The 21,168-nt window shown below is 48.9% G+C and carries 20 protein-coding genes and 1 other RNA gene; 15 read left to right on the top strand and 6 right to left on the bottom strand.

The window, feature by feature from the left end:
* Positions 1-10: 10 nt before the first annotated feature.
* The 4 genes from fni to mvk all read right to left on the bottom strand — a co-directional run bounded on the left by fni (position 11) and on the right by mvk (position 4,186).
* Positions 11-1,039 (bottom strand): type 2 isopentenyl-diphosphate Delta-isomerase, encoded by a 1,029-nt coding sequence (fni, locus tag IV45_RS02560; RefSeq protein ID WP_057740450.1) that lies wholly within the window; start codon positions 1,037-1,039, stop codon positions 11-13.
* Between the two features lie 101 nt (positions 1,040-1,140).
* Positions 1,141-2,244, bottom strand: coding sequence for a phosphomevalonate kinase (locus tag IV45_RS02555; protein ID WP_057740449.1), 1,104 nt, complete (start codon positions 2,242-2,244; stop codon positions 1,141-1,143).
* A gap of 26 nt (positions 2,245-2,270) precedes the next feature.
* Positions 2,271-3,239, bottom strand: a complete 969-nt coding sequence (gene mvaD, locus IV45_RS02550; protein WP_057740448.1) for a diphosphomevalonate decarboxylase — start codon at positions 3,237-3,239, stop codon at positions 2,271-2,273.
* Positions 3,236-4,186 carry a mevalonate kinase gene (gene mvk / locus IV45_RS02545; RefSeq protein WP_057740446.1) on the bottom strand — a complete coding sequence of 317 codons (951 nt, stop codon included), beginning with the start codon at positions 4,184-4,186 and terminating at the stop codon, positions 3,236-3,238. Before mvk ends, mvaD begins: the two co-directional genes overlap by 4 nt.
* 102 nt (positions 4,187-4,288) lie before the next feature.
* Between mvk and IV45_RS02540 the strand changes: the two genes are divergently transcribed.
* From IV45_RS02540 to IV45_RS02515, 6 genes are all read left to right on the top strand, one after another.
* On the top strand, positions 4,289-7,165 hold the full coding sequence (locus IV45_RS02540; protein ID WP_057740718.1) for a helicase C-terminal domain-containing protein: 2,877 nt from the start codon (positions 4,289-4,291) through the stop codon (positions 7,163-7,165).
* A gap of 42 nt (positions 7,166-7,207) precedes the next feature.
* Entirely contained in the window at positions 7,208-7,726 is a 519-nt protein-coding gene (locus tag IV45_RS02535; protein WP_057740445.1) for a cell wall elongation regulator TseB-like domain-containing protein, read from the top strand.
* A 57-nt stretch (positions 7,727-7,783) separates the two neighbouring features.
* A complete protein-coding gene (locus IV45_RS02530; RefSeq protein WP_057740444.1) occupies positions 7,784-8,500 on the top strand; it encodes a DnaD domain-containing protein in 717 nt (238 codons plus the stop codon).
* A 92-nt stretch (positions 8,501-8,592) separates the two neighbouring features.
* Entirely contained in the window at positions 8,593-9,591 is a 999-nt protein-coding gene (locus IV45_RS02525; RefSeq protein ID WP_057740443.1) for a DUF1002 domain-containing protein, read from the top strand.
* Positions 9,592-9,721: 130 nt separating this feature from the next.
* On the top strand, positions 9,722-10,672 hold the full coding sequence (locus IV45_RS02520; protein ID WP_057740442.1) for a DMT family transporter: 951 nt from the start codon (positions 9,722-9,724) through the stop codon (positions 10,670-10,672).
* A gap of 153 nt (positions 10,673-10,825) precedes the next feature.
* Positions 10,826-11,143 (top strand): DMT family transporter, encoded by a 318-nt coding sequence (locus tag IV45_RS02515; protein WP_057740440.1) that lies wholly within the window; start codon positions 10,826-10,828, stop codon positions 11,141-11,143.
* A gap of 52 nt (positions 11,144-11,195) precedes the next feature.
* Here IV45_RS02515 and IV45_RS02510 read toward each other — a convergent pair whose 3' ends face one another.
* Together IV45_RS02510 and recU are read right to left on the bottom strand one after the other, a co-directional pair.
* Entirely contained in the window at positions 11,196-13,421 is a 2,226-nt protein-coding gene (locus IV45_RS02510) for a transglycosylase domain-containing protein (protein ID WP_057740438.1), read from the bottom strand.
* The gene (recU, locus tag IV45_RS02505; RefSeq protein WP_057740437.1) at positions 13,414-14,046 is read right to left on the bottom strand and encodes a Holliday junction resolvase RecU; all 633 of its coding nucleotides are present in this window, start codon (positions 14,044-14,046) and stop codon (positions 13,414-13,416) included. The genes IV45_RS02510 and recU overlap by 8 nt, the downstream gene beginning before the upstream one ends.
* Positions 14,047-14,126: 80 nt before the next feature.
* Between recU and IV45_RS02500 the strand changes: the two genes are divergently transcribed.
* From IV45_RS02500 to pnuC, 9 genes are all read left to right on the top strand, one after another.
* The gene (locus IV45_RS02500) at positions 14,127-14,729 is read left to right on the top strand and encodes an SLOG family protein (RefSeq protein ID WP_057740435.1); all 603 of its coding nucleotides are present in this window, start codon (positions 14,127-14,129) and stop codon (positions 14,727-14,729) included.
* A gap of 98 nt (positions 14,730-14,827) precedes the next feature.
* Positions 14,828-15,202: a cell division regulator GpsB gene (gene gpsB, locus IV45_RS02495; RefSeq protein ID WP_057740434.1), complete on the top strand. Its 375-nt coding sequence runs from the start codon at positions 14,828-14,830 to the stop codon at positions 15,200-15,202.
* Positions 15,203-15,226: 24 nt separating this feature from the next.
* Positions 15,227-15,603: RNase P RNA component class B (rnpB, locus tag IV45_RS07755), an RNA gene on the top strand.
* 146 nt (positions 15,604-15,749) lie between these two features.
* Entirely contained in the window at positions 15,750-16,748 is a 999-nt protein-coding gene (locus IV45_RS02490) for a LysM peptidoglycan-binding domain-containing protein (protein WP_057740432.1), read from the top strand.
* A gap of 17 nt (positions 16,749-16,765) precedes the next feature.
* Positions 16,766-17,230, top strand: a complete 465-nt coding sequence (locus IV45_RS02485; protein WP_057740430.1) for a hypothetical protein — start codon at positions 16,766-16,768, stop codon at positions 17,228-17,230.
* 107 nt (positions 17,231-17,337) lie between these two features.
* Positions 17,338-18,501 carry an ATP-binding protein gene (locus tag IV45_RS02480; protein WP_057740428.1) on the top strand — a complete coding sequence of 388 codons (1,164 nt, stop codon included), beginning with the start codon at positions 17,338-17,340 and terminating at the stop codon, positions 18,499-18,501.
* 1 nt (position 18,502) lies between these two features.
* On the top strand, positions 18,503-18,976 hold the full coding sequence (locus tag IV45_RS02475; RefSeq protein WP_057740427.1) for an NUDIX hydrolase: 474 nt from the start codon (positions 18,503-18,505) through the stop codon (positions 18,974-18,976).
* A gap of 30 nt (positions 18,977-19,006) precedes the next feature.
* Positions 19,007-20,140, top strand: a complete 1,134-nt coding sequence (locus IV45_RS02470; RefSeq protein ID WP_057740424.1) for a THUMP domain-containing class I SAM-dependent RNA methyltransferase — start codon at positions 19,007-19,009, stop codon at positions 20,138-20,140.
* A 235-nt stretch (positions 20,141-20,375) separates the two neighbouring features.
* On the top strand, positions 20,376-21,113 hold the full coding sequence (pnuC, locus tag IV45_RS02465; RefSeq protein WP_057740422.1) for a nicotinamide riboside transporter PnuC: 738 nt from the start codon (positions 20,376-20,378) through the stop codon (positions 21,111-21,113).
* Positions 21,114-21,168 lie beyond the last annotated feature (55 nt).

The following is a 21,168-nucleotide window of genomic DNA, read 5'->3' as shown; positions in this document are numbered from 1 at the left end:
AGTGCCGCAATTAAAGCCGCCGCTGCTGAGCGTATTCCCATAATTGTTGATGGAGAACGTAATCAACCTGCTTCAAGTCATGGAATTTCTGACAGCCTAAAAGGGTTAACAAGCGGGGGAGTTCTGCCTGCCACTGGTCGATCACCGTTGCCAACTTTTCTGGACCCGCGGTGATTAATTGGTGAAGGAAGAAACCGGCAACGCCGACTGCCTGTGCGCCCAGCACGCCCGCTTTGACAACATCGAGCGGCGAGGTGATGCCACCGGAAGCGACGACTTGCGCAGCCGTCTTTTGTGCTTCCAGCAACGTTTCTGGGGTGGTCAACCCCCAATTATCCAGATCGCTTAAATCCAGTTCATGGTTCCGCCGATTTTCAATGCGGGCAAAATTCGTCCCACCACGGCCGCTAATATTAATCCAGGAAACCCCGGCCTGAAGCAATTGCTCAATGCTGTGCCGGCTCATTCCAAAGCCAACCTCCTTGACAATCACTGGGACCGTCAATGCGTCAACTATACGGGTAATATTGTCAAGCCAATGAAAGTCGCGGGCGCCCTCAGGCATGACCAATTCTTGGGCGGCGTTGACGTGGATCTCTAAAGCGTCGGCATCGATGAGGTCGACAGCCTGTTGGGCCTGAGCAGGGGTGGCGTGAGCACCTAAATTGGCCAAGACCACCCCGTGCGGATCCGCTTCCCGCAGAGTCAAGAAGGAGCTGGCAGCATCGCGTTCCTTAAAAATGATGGACATTGACCCGGTGGCGATCGCCAGGTGTTTGTCGTTGGCAATTTTGCCCAGTTGCTGGTTGACTTTGCCAGTCTGTTTGCTGCCGCCGGTCATGGCCTCGATGTAGAAGGGCCAGTCAAGCTTAATTCCCGCCAGTTGAATGGCACAATCAACGTCAGCAACAGCCAATTCAGGCAGGGCGTTGGGGATTAATTGGACGTCATTAAAGAAGTCGTGCTGGTGATTGAGCTGGTAGTCTTTCTCCGCCAATGATAAGTGTTCATTTTTTCGTTGGGCCTGTTGTGATTCCATAAATCCTCCCAAACAAAAAGCGCGGCCGTCGACTTGGTCACGCTTTGTTAAATATCGTTAAAGGGCCAAGTGTCGAATTTTCTTAACCCTAATAGTATAGCTTATTTTAATTTGATGGTGTACTGGTGTGCTGAATCCAGGTAGTGAACCTGCAGTGGCAAGTGCTCAATTGACGCTTTAGTCCACTGTGCAATCATTGACTGCAGATCAGCCTGCCGGTCAATTACGGCAATGCCGCAGTCACCGCCACCAGCACCGGACGTCTTAGCAGCACCGCCGAAGCCTTCCGCAATCTCACACAGCTGGAGCAAGGTTGGGGTTTCAATTTGGACACCCGAACGTTGACCAAGTTGTTGAAGCAAGGCACGGTTATGACGGATTTCAGCCTGAATCATGCTTAAGCTGCCGGCATGAAAGCCTTCCACCATTGCTTGGATGCACTGACGGCTCTTGGTCAAGAATTCGCGATATTCACTCTGTCGCTGAGCCTTGAAGAGTGAGATCCGGTCCACCAGCTGTGAGGTTGACGCCGGTTTACCGGTCCAACCGATCACCAATGCGAGGTCGTCCGGAGCGGTCAACTTTTCTACCTTCAAGTCAGGCCAAGGCAGGTTTAACAGCGTGGGCAGGTCTAAGTAATGGCGTTGTTCAGCCAGCCACTGCCGATCGAATGAATGGTAGGCAATCCAGCCGCCATACACTGAGGCAGCCACATCACCCAGAGAACCGTTACCCTGGACTGAGAAGTGCGCGATCGCCGCCAGTTTGAAGATACGATCCAAGTTGACTGGCAGGTGATAGAAGTGACACAGGGCCTTGACCGTCGCAACCGTTACCGCGGCGGATGAGCCTAAACCATACTTCTTGCCCGAAGCCGAATCCAACTGGCTGTCGATTGTGATGTCGTAAATGGCCAGTGGCTGGTTCAGGCTGCGTGCGTATTCTTCGGTGACACTGATGGCCGACAGGATGTAGGAAAAGGGGTTATCCCGCTTATCGATCACCATTTGGTCACCTTGCCGCCGCCAGAGCAAAGAATTGTCTTGGTACTGGTGACTGATAATGCGACCGACTTCGGCATTGCTATGCTCGATCTTGCAGGTCACAAATTGATTTAATGCAACTAAAATCGCCGGGAAACCATTCTCAACTACCGCGTACTCGCCGGCAATGTAAAGTTTTCCCGGAGCTTTTTCCGTAATCAAAATAAAAAATCCTTTCACATCGGATATTAAAGGTAGGTCACACCCGGTCCCGCGGATGCAACGACTAAACGATCGGGGTTAAAGACATCACCCAACCGTTGCAAAATTAAACTGCGATCTCGCCGGTCATAAAGAACTTTAACGTTCGGACCAGCGTCCATCGTATAATAGCAGTTTATCCCTGCAGCTTGCAAGTCATCAATCAGGTGCATTGCCTTAATGGTGTCCCCATCAAAGTAGGTGAAGCCTGGGTCGGCAGATAATGTCAACGCGTGCATCCGCAAAGCATTTTCTTGAGCAATATGTCCGATAGCATTGATGTTTTTATCCTTAATGGCTGCCAACATGTTGCTCATGTCGGTTTGAACAACTTCCTTCCAAGCTTTGTAGAAGGGTGAAGTTTTCACCGTCAATTGCATGCCCCCGCGGCTGGAAACTTTTTTGGCAGAGGTATCAACCAAAATGGCGATCATTTCCAGGCCAAAATCAAGCTTTTCCATGATGGGTTCGGCATACGATGACTGGTCATCATGGCCACGGTGCCACTGGACCAGGCCGCCAAAAATCGACCGGGTCGCTGAACCAGAACCACGCCGAGCCAAACGGGAAAGGTCACGGCGAGCCAGTTGAAGTCCATATGCTTTGGCTCCCGCAGCGGCCAGGGCAGCAAAGGCAGAGGCGGATGATGCCAGTCCAGCCGACATTGGGACGTGATTGGTCGAAGTAATGCGGGCAAAATGGTTTTGCTGGCTCCACGACCGAATCGTATCCATGACCCGTTCAACTTTTCCCATTTTACTTGGATCTACTTGGTTTCCGTCAATTGACAACTGATCCGCAGCCAATGTTGGATCGATTTCCACCGTCGTATCCGTGTAGAAGGGATCCAGTGTTAAGGAAAGTGAATCGGTTTGGGGGAGAATCAGCTCTTGATCACGTTTGCCCCAATATTTGACTAGGGCAATGTTTGTATGTGCACGGGCAGTCGCCTTCATGCTTGCTCTCCTCCTAATGGTTGAATCCAGGTGGCTTTGGCGCCAGCGTTGGTCAATGCCGCTGCGAGCTTTCGGCCGCCCATTGCGGTATGGGTGATGGCAAACATGCAACCGCCACGACCACCACCGGTTAACTTAGCACCGAGGGCTCCGTTCTGGTTGGCGGCGTCAATTAAATGATCAAGCGAAGCATCGCTGACCCCTAATGTGCCTAAATCGTTTTGGGCAGCATTCAGAACGGTCCCTAACTTCATGACCTCATTGTTGGCTAAGATCGACTTAGTAATGGTTGCTAGCTGACCCAAGTGTTCAATGAGCTGGTTAGTTGATTCAGGTTGGTCGTGCAGGCGCTGTTTGACAGCGTTGATTGCCTCTTTAGTGGCGCCCTGGATACCGGTGTCTGCAATCACCATCGTGGCGTCGAGCTGTAAGCTAAATTGACTGCCAGCTTGGCCCTTGATGAACCATAGTGGCGAATCAGAACTGACGGTTGCAGCATCCAGGCCACTGGGACTGCGGTGGGTGATTTGTTCTTCGACATCGGCCCATTTCAGTAACTCTTTCCGGCTCAAATCAGTCCGGTAGTAATCGAAAAAGGCCCGGGTGATGGCCACCGCCGTTGCAGCTGAGGAACCCATGCCCCGTTCTGCCGGAATGTCACTCTCAATGGTCAATTCAAAGGAGTCATCCTCCGCGGCGAAATGTTTGGTCAATTCAGCAATCAACTTGCCAACCCCGGCCATTGAATCTGGCAGTTCGTTAATCTTGCCTTGGAAGTAACGACTGGTGATGGTCTGCCCATCCGCTTGAGTCGTTAAAGTCGCTTTAGTCTTGATATCTTTAAGCGGCAAGGCAATGGCTGGTTGCCCATACACCACGCTGTGCTCACCGATGAGGATGATCTTTGCGTGGCTTGTACCAACGCCTCGTTCTTGATGATTTGTCATTTTCAACCCGCTTTCTAAAAAAGTCCAATCTTTATTTTAACATATCACCGAATTAATCATCACATGTACGGATTGATTAGTCATTACTTTCCTATCTATTGTATGATAGTCGGTGAAGTGAATTATAAGCAGGTGAAAGTTTTGAAAAAGCAGCACGTACTGAAGGGGCCTATTTATTCGGTTGTCGACTTGGAAACGACAGGCACCAGTGTCAAAAATGGCGACCGGATCATTCAGATTGGCTGTGTTCTGGTTCAGGCTGGGCAGGTCATCAATAGTTTTGAGACGAAGATTAACCCGTTAACCCGGATCCCGCATAATATTGAGCAGCTCACTGGCATTAAAAACAGTGACGTTCAAAACGCTCCATTGTTTGATGATGTGGCGGCTAGTATCGAGAGTCTGCTTTCCAACACCATTTTCGTTGCGCATAATGTGGACTTCGATTTTCCTTTCTTAAACCATGAACTGGTGGCCGCGGGTTACGAACCCTTGAAGATCAAAGCCATTGACACCGTGACTTTAAGCCAAATCCTGATGCCCACGGCGAAGAGCTACCGCCTGCGTGATTTAACCAACTACCTGCATATTGAACACGATCACCCACACAGTGCGGTTTCGGATGCTGAAGCGACAGGCCACCTGCTGACTGATTTGATTAAACGCCTGCGCCAGTTGCCGACCGTCACTTTGCAAAAGATTGTCAACCTCCACCTGCAATTACCGGAACAAACTGCTCAACTCTTCAAAGATGAACTGCGCTACCGCAACCGGCACCCGTTGCCTTTGACCGATGATCTGTATATCAGCCATGGCATGGTGCTGCACAAAATTCACCCAGCCGAATCGGGCAGTTCGCCACGCGACTACCACTACCCACTTACCAAGCGGCAGAAACTGCGTGCTTATGGCAACACGCTGACATACCGGCCACTGCAGTCGCGGATGATGAACAGCATTTATAACTACTTTGGCCGTGACGGTGTGAATCAAGTTGTCCTGGAAGCCGGGACTGGGGTTGGTAAGACGCTGGGCTATCTGTTTCCGCTGAGCTTCCTAGCGTACCCCCAACACAAGATTGTGGTCAGCACCGCGACCAACGTTTTGCAGCAACAGTTGATTGGAACACCGATTCAGCAATTAAATCAGGTGTTGCCCTTTAAGATGACGGCGGTCATGGTGAAGGGTGATGCCCACTACATCAACCTTTCCAAGTTCGTCCATTCGTTGAGTATTAATGAGAATTCCCACCTGGTCCAGTTGCTGAAGGCGCGGATTCTGGTGTGGCTCCTGTCGACCACGACGGGGGACATGGATGAGTTGAATTTGAATGCTCACCGTTCACCGCTATTCATGGAGATTGCCCACCATGGCGTGAAATCCTTGGCCCACGACGACCCATTTTATGCTGACGATTTTTTGGTGCGGCGGGAACAGCGCTTGCAAAATGCCAACATCATCATTACCAACCATGCTTATCTGGTGGCACATGCGCGTGAACTGGGGGCGACCAGCCCGTTGACCTACTTGGTGGTTGATGAGGCCCAGCACCTGAACGAGAACGCACTTAAACACTCGCGGACCGAGCTGCGTTTTCAGCGTTTGTTCAGCAGCATTAATCAACTGAATTCATTGGTTAGCGATGGCGACAGCGAAAATTTGGCCGATGTCTTTAACGATTTGCCGTTGGGACGTTATAACCTGGACCTGATTCATGACGACTTGGACCGTGTTCGTGAAGGTTTGAATGAATTCCAGGTTACCTTGTACCGCGACTTTTTGAACAACGTGAATGCCGCCAATGGTGAGGACTTTATCGAAGTGGCTGTGGATAATGAGAAGCTGTTGGACATCCTTGACCCGGAAAGCCCGCTGGTGATGGAGCTGGAGTCGGGGTTGGCCAGCCTGCAGTTACACTTCACAGCCCTGCAGCACCTGTTTAATAACCACCCAGGACACTGGCTGACTGCGGATCGTTATTTGATGAACCAGTTCGCCAGCCAGGTCGACTTGTTATTGTCAGCGGATGAGCAGTTACATTCAATCATCAAGACTTTGTCGCACGACCCGGATAGTGCTGTCTACTGGTTGACCGTCCGGCAGTTTAACGAGCGCAGTACGATGCGGCTGAGTGGGGGCTTGTTGGTCAACAACCACTACCTGCGAGAAAATGTCTATGCATACTTTTACCGGCAGCTCTTTGTGGGGGCCACATTATTTACCTCCCACCGGTCAACTTACCTCTACCAGCAATTGGATCTGGACGCGCAGAAGGTTAAGAGCAAGCGCCTGCCCGTAGCCTTTGACTTCAAGAACAACGCCAGCCTTCTGATCGCGCAAGATGCTCCGGCGCCGGATAAACAGGAATACCTGCAGTACCTGAGCGACACGATTTACCAATTAGCGGACGCCACTCAATGTCAGACGATGGTTTTGTTTAACTCCTTGGTGACGATCGAACAGGTTTATAGTCTACTTCATAAGACACCTTTGTTTGACCAACGCGATATTTTGGCACAGGGAATCAACGGTAACCGTGAAAAGATCTTGAAGCAGTTCGCCACCGGTACGAATTCTGTTCTCTTGGGTGCCAGCAGCTTTTGGGAAGGAATCGACTTGCCGGAAGATCAGCTGCAAATGTTGATCGTGACTCGGCTGCCATTCGACGCGCCCAATGAGATTTATACCAAAGCCGAACATCAGCTGTTGCGTGCGCAAGGAAAGAATCCTTTCTACCAGTCCGAACTGCCCAAAGCGATCATTCGGATGCGACAGGGGATGGGACGCCTATTACGAACGCCAAAGGATTACGGCTTGTGCGTCGTTTTGGACTCACGCTTAGCTTCCCGCCGCTATGGCAAGACGATCCAGCGCTCACTACCCGATGAGTTGCCGATTGAAACACTCAAGAGTAGCCAACTGCCAAGCAAAGCCAAAAAATTTCTTAAAAAGCACCATGGTGTTAGCGGACAAAAGTAAATCTGCTATAATCGATGCATACTGTTTAGAAGGGATAATGACATGCAAAGTCGACGCGATGTTCAACGCAAACAGGATCATAGTCGGGCGGTTCACACGCTCAAGTGGACATTGATTACCGTTCTGGTTTTGATATTGGTAGTCTGGAGCTCGCTAGCCATTGCTAACCACCCGAAGCAAGCAGCCCAACGTCAGGCCACCCAAATGGCACGTCGTTATGGTCACTTGACGAGTACCAATGACTTTTACATCTTCAACCGGGAAAAGACTTACTACACGGTTGCTGGTAAAAACAAGCGGGGTCAGCAGACCTTGGTCATTGTGCCGCAAAACGGCGGTGATATTCACGTTGTTAAGCAATCAAAGGGTATCTCCGGTCAGGACGCCATCAACAAGGTTAAGTCCGACAAACGACCGAAGAAAATCATGAAGGCCGCTCCTGGCTACTTCAATGATCGCCTGGTTTGGGAAGTCACCTACGTCAATCGGCGTGGTTCGATGTGTTACGACCTGATTAATTTCAAGACCGGCAACTACGTTCAACAAATTGATAATCTGTAAAAAAGTGGGTGGAACTACACGTTTGGTTTCACCCCTATTTTGTTAAAGGAGACCACAATGAGTGAAGCAGACTTATTTGTCAAAATGATGCAAGAGGGCACGACCACCATCAGTAACCTTTTGCTCCATCACTACCACGAGATCGGTATGTCCACCAGTGAATTGATGGTGTTTTTAGAACTGCGCTCCTACATTGACCGTGGTGATGTGAACCCCAGCATTGCGGTGATTGCCGATCATCTGGGAGCTGAAACCGACCAGATTTATGACTTGATTCAGCAATTAAGCAACGATCAGTTCTTAAAGCAGACGCTGGAGAAGAATGAGCAGGGCAAGGAAGAAACCCATTACGATTTTTCGCCGCTGTGGCATAAGCTGGCCCGTTTGCTGGAGAAGGGTCGTCAACAGAAACAACACGCCCAGCAGCAGAACCAGCGGCAGAAGTTGTTTACTGCCATCCAGGCTGATTTTGGCCGGGTGCTGAACCCGACTGAAATGAGTATCGTCAATGATTGGCTGGACAAGGACCACTATGACCCGCAAGTCATCGAACTGGCACTACGGGAAACGGTCTTGAGTGGGAATTACAATTTCCGTTACATGGACCGTATCTTAGCCAGCTGGGAGCAGAAGGGTTTGAAGACACCGCAAGCGGTTGCGGCTGAGCAGAAACGCTTTAACGAACGTCGCCGTCCAATGGCCAATAACACTCAGCCTAAGAATTCGCCGGCTTCCCACATCCCAATTTTCAAATTAAATTCAAAAGATGAATAAGGATATAAGATTTCTAAGCTTTTGCTAAGCTCAGACCGATTTAGCTGGCAGTTAGGTATAATTAAATAAATTCATTTTTGGAGGGTTAAATGATGAACAAAACTAGTCGGACAATTGCGGCCATTCTCATTGCATTAACTTTGAGTGGGGCAGCTGCTACGACAGTTCACAATGTAGCTTATGCTGCTGAACAGAGTCAGAATGGGAGCAGTCAAGTTAACACTTTAAGCAAGTCATATGTTGTCTATGGGGCCGGTGCGCCGCAGAGTGCCTACAGTGAATTGAACGACACGATGGACGTCGATAATTCCTATCAAAAGCTCACCGCAACGGCCGCCGATTACCAGCAATACCTGGATAAAAACGGGACGACGACTGATTCAGCAATGATCTCATCGGTATCCATCACCCCTGCAGGTGCCGGATCGGGGATCAAAGTTAATATCCGTAAGTACAACGGCCACAGCAACATCACCAAGGTAACGGCTCAACAGTACGCCATGGTTGCCCAAATGGCCGGAATCACCGACATCACCATCGATGTTACCTCTAACAAACCTGTGACCGGTGAATCAGCACTGACCGGGGTATACAAAGCCTTCGCTGCCGATGGTCACCAGCTGGATCCGCAGAACACCAGCGCGGCTAATTCCGTGATGAATGCCACACAAGGCGCCATTGATGCCAACAGCGGGGACTCCAGCTATGCCGGCAAACTGATGGCGGCAGTTGGTGATGTTTCCAAGCAAATTGCCCAGAAGAAGCAGTCCAAGAATCAAAATGTTTCTAAGGACGACATTCAAGACATGCTGAATGATGCTTTAAAGAAGCGGGGGATCGACAACAAGACAAGCAATACGCAAGTCAACAAGATCGTTAATTCCCTGGTCACTTTCCAGAATTCACCAATTTCGTCCAGCAAGACCTATGTCAACAACGTGACGAACACGATCAACAACGTCAAGAATTCCAGCGGTGACCTGATGAATAAGGCTAAGGCCTGGGTCAACAGCAAGGACGGCAAGGAAACGCAACAGCAAGCTGCCAACTGGTTCCAACGGCTGATCAACTGGATTCGTTCGTTGTTCTAAGACTCTAGTTAATAAAATTAAGTTTATTCAACCAAAAGCTGATTTATTCACGGCTTTTGGTTTTTTTAATGCGAAAAATGCTGGAACATGTTAAATTAATGCCTAGTTATTTTTTGTAAGGAGATTGATTATGAGAAACTACAGTCATGTAATGAAGGGGATCATTTGGGCTGCCTTCGCATCATTTAGCTGGGGAATTTCCGGCACCACTTTACAGTTGATTTCACAAAACCTGTCGATTCCTGCCGATTGGATGTTATCAACCCGGCTTTCCTTCACGGGGATGATTATCCTCGTCTTTTGTGCCTTTCGTTATGGCAAAGCGACTTTCAACGTTTTCCGCGATAAAGCCAGCTGTCTTTCGGTTCTCTCTTACGCCATCTTCGGTTTGGGGCTTAATCTCTTGACTTTCTATTTCTCTGTGCAGACCGGGAACGCTTCAATGTCAACGATTCTGCAATACCTGGCGCCGCTCTTCATCGTTGCCGGCAGCGTCATCTTCAAGCGGCAGATGCCCTTACGCAGTGATGTGATTTCCTTTGTGCTGGCGCTTCTGGGAGTCTTTCTTTGCCTGACCCGGGGTGAGTTTGATCACTTGTCCGTCTCATGGGTTTCGTTTCTCTGGGGTCTGGGTTCTGGATTGACCGCCGCCTTCTATGTTGTACTGCCGCAGCGCGCAGTGGCCAAGAACCCGCCGCTGGTTGTGCTGGGTTGGGGTAGTATGATTGCTGGTGTTTTGTTCAACCTGTACCATCCTTTCTGGATCAACACGCCGCATATTACGCCGGTGCTGGTGGCATCCGTGTCCACAGTGGTTTTCTTTGGCACCATCTTGCCATTCGGAATGCTCCTGCATGCTTCAAAGTTTGCACCGTCCGATGTGGTCAGCATTATGGACGCTGTGCAACCAATTACGACCTCTATTTTGAGTGTCATCTTTTTCAACTTGCACCTTAATCTGTACGAAATTGTCGGTATTATCATCGTGCTGGTCGCAATTTACGTATTGCAGCGTGGTCGTCGTGAGCCTCCGGCAGATCTTACGCCAGTCGATAGCGAAGAAGATAAAATGCACTATTAAGCTTATTCGTTGTTAAAAGGCAGTATTGTGAGTACAATAAACAGTATCTAATATTTTGAATAATTCCCACCGGGGAAGCCAAATAACTGTCACCTCATTAGGTCGCTGAAGAGGGGCAATTGTTTGGCTTTTTTATTTTCTAGGAGGTACGAAATGGCGTGGTTATATTTGATTGTTGCCGGGATCTTTGAGACAGTCTGGGCAACATTTATGAAATTAAGTAATGGTTTTACCAATATATTTTATTCAGTTTTAACCATTGTTGGCATGCTGGCTTCTTTTGCTGGGTTGATCACGGCGAGCAAGAATTTGCCGCTCAGCATTGCTTATCCCGTTTGGACCGGGATTGGTGCTGTGGGTTCCATTTTGGTAGGGATGTTCTTCTTTCATGAGCACTTATCATTGACCACATTGTTTTTTGCTTGTTTATTGGTTGTTGGCATCGTTGGCATCAAGTTAACAACGCATTAAAAAAGCTCCATGTAGTTGTCACTACATGGAGCTTTTGAGTTATCCCAGTTAACTAGTGAGTTGGTGCTTGGTTGTCGCCCGCTGTGGACGAATCAGTGTTGGGACCAGGTTTATTGGTATCCGCTGGTTGACTAGAAGAACTTGAGCTGGCATCACTGGAAGAATGCTTATCAAAGTAAGAACTCTCGGATGCCGATAAACTGGAGCTTGATGAAGAATCGGAATGTGATGATGAATGACTACTATCATCGTCATCATCCATTGCGGTGAAGTCCAGTGCCCACTTAGAATCCTTCAATACCAATTCACGATGACCATGCCAACGAACGGCTTCGACACTGTCTGGCCGCTTCCAGTTGCTGGCGTGGTTTTCGTTGTCTAAGTAATCCATCAAGGCTTTGTAGAGCAGGATTGCTGACTTTTCGTAGCTGGTGCTGATGGAGTGACTCATTGGCTGATCATAGCCAGTCCATACGGCGATCGAGTAGTTCTTGGTGTAACCAGCCATCCAAGAATCCATGACGCCACCTTGAGATTTGCCAGATGGGTAATCGGTCGTCCCAGTCTTGCCGGCTTGGTTGACGCCGGACAGTTTAGCTGCATTACCAGTCCCTTGGGAATCATCAATGACACCCTTAAGCATGTCGGTAATCATATAAGCGGTCCCTTTGGTCATTGCGCGGTGGCCATCCTTGCTGTAGGTAATCGTCTTGCCATCCTGCGTCGTCAACGAGGAGATGTAGTAAGGCTTGTAGTAGGTACCACCGTTGGCAAAGGCAGCATAAGCAGCTGAGACTTGCAATGGTGAGATGTACAAACCAATCCCGTTTTGCAGGTTGAACGGCTTCTTTTGCTTGATACCTAAACCATTCAAGAAGGTCGTGGCTCGTTTCATGCCGACCTTTTGCAGGGTCCGAATAGCTGGGACGTTCCGTGATTGAACCAAGGCTTCACGCATCGTCATTGTTCCCTTGGTCTGGTTATCCCAGTCATGGAGAACTTTGTTGGTACCTGGCCAGTAGAACTTGTCATCGGAAACGGAATGGAAGGTTGGCCAATGCAGGTATTCAATGGCTGGGCCGTAGTCCATTAACGGCTTAGCGGATGAACCAGTTGACCGGTTGGTTTGGGTAGCCCGGTTAAGACCGTAAACCACCTTGCCAGTATGCCGGCCACCCAGCATGGCGATGATCTGTCCGTTGTGAGGATCCGTGACGGCTACACCAGTTTGCATGTCGTCGCTTTGGAACGGTACGGAGTTGTTGGCTTCGTCGTACAACTTCTTTTGGGCACCCAAGTCCATGTTGGTGTGAACATGCAAGCCGTCAGTGTTCGGGTTATAACCCTTGGCTTCCAGTTCAGCCAACACCTGCTTGACGTAAGCATCCACAACCGGTTCCTTCACGCCCACACTGTTGCTGGATGTATTGCCATGGTGATCATCCAAGCCCTGGGTGACACTCTGCGCCTTGGCCTTGGTGGCATCGGCTTGGCTAATGTACTTGCTGCGGACCATAGCATCCAACACCTCGTTACGCCGGACGGTTGGGGCCTTGGTGTCCTTCACTGCCGGATTGTAATAGGTTGGTGACTGTGGGATCCCCGCCAAAGTGGCGATCTGTGAAAGCGATAATTCGTCCAGATCTTTGCCATAGTAGTACTGAGCGGCGGTCTTCATCCCGTAGACACCGTTGCCCATGTAGACCTTGTTGATGTAGAACTCCAGGATTTCGTTCTTGGAGAAGTGACGGTCAACGTTGATTGCTAACCAAGCTTCCTGTGCCTTCCGCTTGAAAGTCCGGTCAGAAGCGGCGGTCGAGAAGACTGACAGCTTAACCAGTTGTTGGGTTAAAGTACTACCACCTTGGGTTCCATCAGAACGGTGGAAGATGTTGTTGGTTGCAGCACCGATAATCCGCATTGGGTCAACACCGTGATTCTTATAGAAACGCCGGTCTTCAATGGACACGACCGCGTGCTTCAGTGCATCGGGAATTTCATTGGACTTAGCGTATTCACGTTTTTGCGCACCTAAGCGGGAAATCACCTTGTCATTGCGGTCATAGATAACCGTCGTTGACTGGCTCGCCAGTTCATTCCGGCTGATTTTTGGCGCACTCGAAGCCCAAAAGAAGAAAAGCGCAGCCAATGCTACGATGATTAACAATAGGGCACCTAAGACCCACACGATAATCCGCTTGGTGAGCGAACGACCGTTATTGTTGTCATCCTGGAAGTCATCGTCACGTCGACGACTAGGATAATCTTCGTTATTCATGTGTTACTCCTTTGTTGACGCTGGCAATTAACTGATCAACTGCCGGCAAATATTGCAAACGGGGATTTAAACCATAGTGGACGCGGATGCCGTCAGCTTTGATTTGGGTTAACGGAATCGACGAACGATGATGGTGCTCTTTCAAGTGCCAATAATGAAAGACAATCGTGGCCGGCAGGATATATAACTCATCTAATTCAGTGAATTTAATAAATGCAAAACAAATTCCGCCTTGGGCCACGCACTCTTTCAAATGCGTGATTTGATGCTGATGAAAGTTCTTCAAGGGAAAAGAACGCTTATTGCGCGTTTCTTTGGCATCGAAATCGATGTAGTAACCCTTGTAAACGCCGTTGTAGTCAGTAGTTGAAGGACGCCGAAAATATGCTTCACGCACGACAGCCGCACTCCGCTTGGGATAGTCAACGTGGACCAACTGGATGGGAGTTGGCTTCTTATGGATGACGGCTTGGTGGGTGGCCAAATAATATTGATTGCTTTCGTTGATTTCTTTTTCCAACGACATGCCCCGCTTAGCGTAAATTGATTTATGCGGAGTCGGAATATCAATGGTCTTCTTTGCTAGCCGTTGCGGTCCTTGACCGGCCGGGTAGTGAATGCTCATTTTGGATCCTCCCTTGACTACGTGCTATTATACCAAATAAATGTTGCAACGCTGTTAAGAATAGGTCTGGAGGCAGAAAAGTGCACCGAATTTGGGTAACTGGTTATCGTGCTTATGAATTGGAAGTCTTTAACGACGATGATCCCAAAGTCACGGTCATCAAGTCAGTGATTGCTGAGCAGCTGCGCTCACGTTTGAATCAGAGTACGGACACCTTTTGGCTCATTTCGGGTCCCCAGAGTGGGGTGGAACGTTGGACCCTTCAAGTGGGCTTGAAGCTGCAGAGTGATTACGAACAACTAAAACTGGCCCTGATGTCTCCCTATTTAAATGTGGAGAAACGGTGGAAAGAGGAGAACCAGGCTCAGCTGGCCCAACTGCGGGCAATGGTTGATTATTCTGCCAGCATCAGCAATCACGATTATCAATCGGCCAGTCAATTACGGGCTTATCAGCAATTCATGCTCAACCACACTGATGAAATGCTGCTGATTTATGATCCGGACATGGAGAACAATCCGGACAAGAAGAGCAAACCTTTTTGGGACTACCGGGCGGCAAAGAAGTACGCCCAAGACAACAATTATCCGATCACAGTGATTGATTTTGATGAGTTGCAAGAGGCTGCCGAGGAGATGGCCGAGAACCATCCTGAATTGCTCAAACGAACGCACAAATCTTAAAAAAATCAAGCGAATTGGCTCAGATCCTTGTAATTGGGCGTTCATTTCAGTAGAATATTGATTGTGTTAATAGATTGTTCACGAGCGAGGTGTAATGATTGGACAATATTAAATTTACTGCTCAAGATATTCTTCACAAGCAGTTCAAAGAAAAGAGTATTGGGAAAGGCTACGATGTTGATGATGTTGATTCATTCCTTGATGATGTCATTAAGGATTACGACACTTTCAACAAGGAAGTTCAGCGCCTGCAGGACGAAAATGATCGTCTGAAGGCTAAAGTTGACGAACTGAACCGGCAAGTGGAAGTTGGTTCTTCCATTGGTTCACATACTCCAAGTGCTAGCCAGCCAGTTTCAAATGCCACTAACATGGATATCCTGAAGCGGCTGTCCAATCTTGAACGGCGTGTCTTTGGTTCTCAGTTAGGCCAAGATGGCGAAGAGAACGACCACGATTCACACTTGCTCTAGTCTTTAATAATTGAATATGATGCAGGCCTTGGGTAATCGAGCGCGGCAATTGTCGTGTTAGGAAGGTCCATGCTCGCACGGGCTGCGATGCCCGTAGTGTTTGTGCTCGCTGAAACGATAAGGCGGGGCACCGGTGATGCCGGTGACGGCGGAAAAAGCGGCTAAGGCTTCGGCTATGCCCCAGTATTCCTGAAAAGTGCCACAGTGACGAAGCAGGTTTGGAAACAAGCCTGATGGAACGCGGTAAACCCCTCAAGCGGGAAACCCAAACTTACGGTAGGGGAGCTTTGGATAACAAATTGAAGTGATTCCAGGGGAGCGTATTTTTACGCTGAGATAGATGATTACCACTGCACGTTTACGCCTGACATTCGTGCTTTGACAAAACATGGCCTACAGAGGTCTGCATCCAGGCGCCCGGTTTTATGCCGGGCTTTTTTGTTGCTTTTTTTGGCAAAAACACCATATTAACTAAGTAATAAGAACGTTGAATTGCGTAATAAACGGCGTTAGACTGAAGGCACATTTATTTTGGGAGGATTTTGTAATGGATACGAAGAAAAAACTGCTGACGGTCGCAATGACGGCTGTATTGGCAGGGCCACTGATGGCGACACCGATTGCGATGGCTAGCAACATGGGCCAATCGGTTGAAGAACAAGCCGACATTACTAATTGGGTGGCTAATTCACCACAGCATATTTCCGACAACATGGCCATGCAGCACATTGACCGTAACAATCTGAACGGTACCCGCTACGTGATCCAGTGGGGAGATACTCTGTGGGGCATCTCTCAAGCAACCGGCATCTCGGTGGCTAAGCTTTGCTATGACAACCACATCAAGAATGCCAACTTGATCTATGCTGGCGACATTTTGATTCTGAATCGGAATGGCTCAGTTCCGTCTGACTACCACCCGAATGTCAATCCTTACGTGGTGGCCCAGACGAAGAAGACCATCAATAATGACGTCAAGAATGTGAACATTGTTGTTAGTCCAAAGATCACCATTAATCAAAACCAGGATAATAGCGATAATTCGACCAATAATTACAGTGCCAACAGCAATTCGAAGGCACCGGCAGAGTCTGACGATGACAATCAGCAGGCTAGTCAATCCAATAAGTCATCTAACAAGTCAACGAAGACCTCTTCTACTAATGATGACGCATCACAGAAGCTGGCCGATAAGTTATCTAAGGCGGCCGACAAGAACGACATTGACCTGAATTTTGAAAAGTATGATCCAGAAGCCGATCAGGATGTCAAAGAGGTTGACTTTGACGATGACGCTAAGGTATTGAATAAGGCCATCAACAAGAAGCAATATAAGAAGGCCGTCAAGTTGATCAAGTCCCATCTGAATGACAAAGATCAGACGGTCATGGTCGAAATCAAAGATGGCGAAGTCCATGTCTACGTCAAGCATCATGACAGTAGTAAGGACGATAGTAGTTCGAGCAGCAGTCAATCATCCAGCAGCTCAAGCAGCAACAGTCAATCCGATACTAACGATAGTGACAGTGAAGAAGACGATGATTAGTTGGGGCGTGGTAAGTAATGAGTAAGAAAGCAAAAACGATTTGGTCGATTATTGTTATCATTATTTTGGTCTTAGTCGGTGGTTACTTCTATGGTTCTAATGCGGTGGCCCCCAAAGTGCCCGGTCATGTTTACCAATACACCAGCGTTTCTGGCAACAATAAGGTTTACATGAGTTTCTCCAAAACGACCGACCAAGCGATTGTGACCCCGCAGAAGAGTGACGCTTTGAAATCGGCACAAAGCAAGAGTGATTTTGACGACGTTTACCAAAAGGATTCGAAAAACGGTCGTTGGCAGTACCTGGCTAAAGGCAGTCATCTGACCCTGACCAAGACCCAAAATGGTAAGACATCGCGTTGGCAATACAACCAATGCTTTGCGTTTGGCAAGCACATTCATTCACGCTCCTTCACCTACCAGATCATCAACGCTGGTCAAGGGGTTGACCATAAGGCAACGAATTTCGTTCGCATTAAGTAATTAACAAAAACAACGGCAGGCACCGAATTCGGTCATGCCGTTTGTGTTTTTGTATTCACATTATTAGAGAAGACGTGTCATAATATGCAGAGATAGGAGGGCGACTTTTGTTAGCACGTAGTTTGATCAACGCAAATAATCAACAACCGGTTCACTTATTTGAAAACTCGTTGAACCAGCACCTGTCAATTACGGGTCAGACGGGTAGTGGCAAGACCACCAGCACCGTGGCCCTGCTCAGTGACCTGCAGCGGGCCAACCAAGCCGCCTTCATTTTGGACCCGACTGGCGAGTACCAGCACCTGCCCAACGCCAGTGTCTATCGTTTGGGCGATAACTGCTACCTATCAGCGGGCCGGCTCACCGTTGATCAACTTCTCTTTGCGCTGGGACTGCCGGCAACAAGTGAGTGGCAAATGACGCTAGCCGATGCAATCGCAGGCTTGCGGGTGGCCCATAATCTGTTGGGCCTAACATCGACGCTTAAGAAAGTGGGCAGGGAACGGCGCCAATGGCAAGATGAGGTGCGATCCCTTGGTAACTGGGGTCGTGATTATGACGTTGATTTGCTGCCCGAACAGTTGATTGAAGAAATGATCATGCCTGATCCAGACCTCCCTCAACATCACTTGCTCGGTCAAGTCTATGACACTGACCGCATTCATGATCATTGGGCCATTATCAACCATCTGCGGACGCAGCTAGCCACGAGCCGCTTTCAAAAGTTGTTTGGCAATGGTTCGACGAGTCCGGCTTATGAACTGACCTATGTGCTGAAGTTGTTTTTGAACCAGTCCATGCAACACCAATCCCTGGTTTTGGATTTATCACTATTACAGGGGCAGGGCCGTTTGCAACAGTTGTTGGTATCATTGATTTGCCAGACGATCCTTCGCCTGCGTTTAAGTGCACAGACGAGTTTCCCGGTGACCGTTGTCATTGATGAGGCCCATCGTTACTTACCGAATGACGACGCTAAATTAACGGATAACGGGATCTTCCGGATTCTGCGTGAGGGCCGCAAAGTCAACTTGTCCATGTTGCTGACCACCCAGTCACCGTTAGACTTGGTCCCGCGGCTACGCTCACAGTTTGCCAATGTTTTGCTACATCGGTTGGCGGAACCCGTAGAAAGCCGGCTCTGGCCTGGTTTAGATTGGTCAACAATTGCCAACCAGGCTATCGGTCAAGCAACATATTTCAGTGCGGGCCGCTCGATACCGGTGAAGGTTACCGAACCACAGTGGTGGCAAAAGGAGCATTCAGTATAAAATGGCATATATTCATGACATTCGTGCAAAGGTGGGGCACATGCCCTTAATCATGACTTCCTCGTCAGGCGTCCTCTTCAATTCGCGACACGAAGTCCTATTGCAGGCCCGTGCCGATACCGGTGACTGGGGCTTTCCCGGCGGCTATCTTGACTATGGGGAAAGTTTTCAAACGGCCTTGATGCGTGAGTTTAAGGAAGATGCGGGCTGGTTGGTCAAACCGGTCAAGTTTCTCGGTATCTTGGATCAGGATTTTTACACTTATCCCAACGGCGACCGGGTCCAGCCGATTAACGCGGTTTACGTGGTGACACTGCAAAGCCAACAGCAGTTTTCCACCAAGCCGACTGAGACGGTTAAGACCGCGTTTGTTAGCCTGGATGAGGACCCACGCTTTTTCAATCAACAACACGAAAAGATCTGGCAATTGGCCCGTGATTACGCAAGCCAATGTTGGGGTTACGAGAAGCACTAATAAAGAAACATAAAATAAGGAGAAATCGTTTTGCAAAATTATCATTTAATGGCAACCGCGGCCGCCGGCATTGAAGCCTTGGTCGGCAAAGAACTGCGCCGCCTAGGCTACCAGACCCGGGTGGAAAACGGCCGGATTCGTTTTGACGGCAATATGAAGGATATCTTGACGACCAATATTTGGTTACGAACGGCCGATCGGGTCAAAATCATTGTGGGTGAATTCGATGCCCGGACCTTCGATGAGTTATTTGACCAAACCGAAGCACTGGCCTGGGATCAATTTCTGCCCATAGACGCGCAATTCCCAGTTGAGGGGCGCAGTCACCACTCACAACTGCACAACGTTCCTAGTGTGCAGGCAATCGTGAAGAAGGCCATTGTGCAGAAGATGCAGGCGGTCTATCATCGGCGGACGAACCTGCCCGAGACGGGTGCGCTGTATCCACTGGAAGTTGCCATTAACAAGGACCATGTTCTATTGACACTTGATACCACCGGCGACAGCTTGTTTAAGCGTGGCTACCGGCAGGAAAAAGGTGGGGCCCCGTTAAAGGAAAACATGGCCGCTGCGTTAGTCCTGTTGGCGCACTGGTTCCCGGACAACCCATTCGTTGACCCAGTGTGCGGTTCCGGCACCATTCCCATTGAAGCAGCCTTGATTGGTCATAACATTGCCCCAGGCGTGAACCGCCACTTTACTTGTGAACGGTGGGTGAACCTGGTTCCGGAAGGGTTGGCGGATGAGGTCCGTGATGAGGCCGACGACCAGGCAGATTACGACGTCAAATTGGATATTCATGGCTACGATATTGATCAAAACATGGTGGATATTGCCCGTCGTAACTGCCAGGCAGCTGGGTTGACCCATGACATCACCTTCAAGCAGTTGGCGGTCAAGGATTGGCATACAGACCAGATCAATGGGGTGATCGTCGCCAACCCGCCATATGGTGAACGGCTGAGTGACCGTGAAACCGTCCGTGAGTTGTACCGGCAGATGGGGCAGCTTTACCGGCCATTGACAACTTGGAGCAAGTACATCCTGACGGCGGACCTGGAATTTGAAAAGTTTTACGGGGAACCGGCAACCAAGCGGCGCAAACTGTACAACGGTGCGCTGCGGACCGACTTGTTCCAATACTGGGGTCATAAAAAGCGTTAATTCTTTTTCAATCAATAGCTGAGTTCAAAGTTTAGCACTCAAATAAATTAAAATTAATCATTGACCATCTTGGTACTGGCGGGAGCTGCTAAGATGGTCTTTTTTTATCTACTGATCATTTAAAATGTTTTACTAACCACCACATATTGTGTCTGCCTACTCATCGTGATACCATATTTTGTGTTGGCTCCGAAAGTGAGTTAATGAATTTGCGATATGTGAGGAGACATTTGTTTTGAATTCAGAGAATGAGAATTATTTTGTATGGCTCTTTAACCAGTTAAAGGGCTGGCCGGTACAGAACTACTGCTTGTGGTTCTTTGCTTTTGGCTTCCAACTGGCCCTGTTGATCGGGACCAAGTTAACCAGTGTGACCGTGATCACCTTTATCGGCACACTGCTGGGGACCCTGTGTGTCTTAGCGATCAACGCAACCAAGGCGATCAACGGCTGGTTAGGTCTTATCAGTGCGGCCTGCTTCATCTACGCCGGCTGGTCGGCTAAAAACTACCTGAGCATTTTTGAACAGCTGGCTTACGTGGTAACGCTTGACCTGCCCGTTATCTTGGCAGTGAAGTCATGGAACAATGACACCAAGAATCACCTGCGGAAGTTTGGCGGCAAGGAATGGTTGATTGCCATTGTTGGGACCTTACTGGTTTATGTTGTTTCCGGTTATCTAATCGGCAAATTCACTAACGATCCGCGGCCATGGATCGATGCAATCAGCTTTGCCATCAGTTTGACGGCCGGCATCATGTGCTTCATGCGTTACAATAACCAATATTACTGGTGGTTAGCATCTGGGATCTTTCAATTGATCCTGTGGGGCGTTACTTTTGCCCAGGGTGATTCAACGCTGGCCATGGCGGTTAACTCACTGATTTATGTGACGAATGACATCCTGGCATTTACTGTGAGTCCATGGTTCAATGCCGGACGGAAGAAGCAAGGTTTAGCAAGTATTAAGTAGCCATTTTATTGCATTATGGTTAAAAATAGGGAGCAATCCGGGCAAAGTGCCAACG

Origin of the sequence: Limosilactobacillus secaliphilus (genome assembly GCF_001437055.1) — a bacterium.
In the GTDB taxonomy this organism is placed as follows: Bacteria; Bacillota; Bacilli; order Lactobacillales; family Lactobacillaceae; genus Limosilactobacillus; species Limosilactobacillus secaliphilus.
This window is presented reverse-complemented; position numbering and strand designations above follow the sequence as displayed.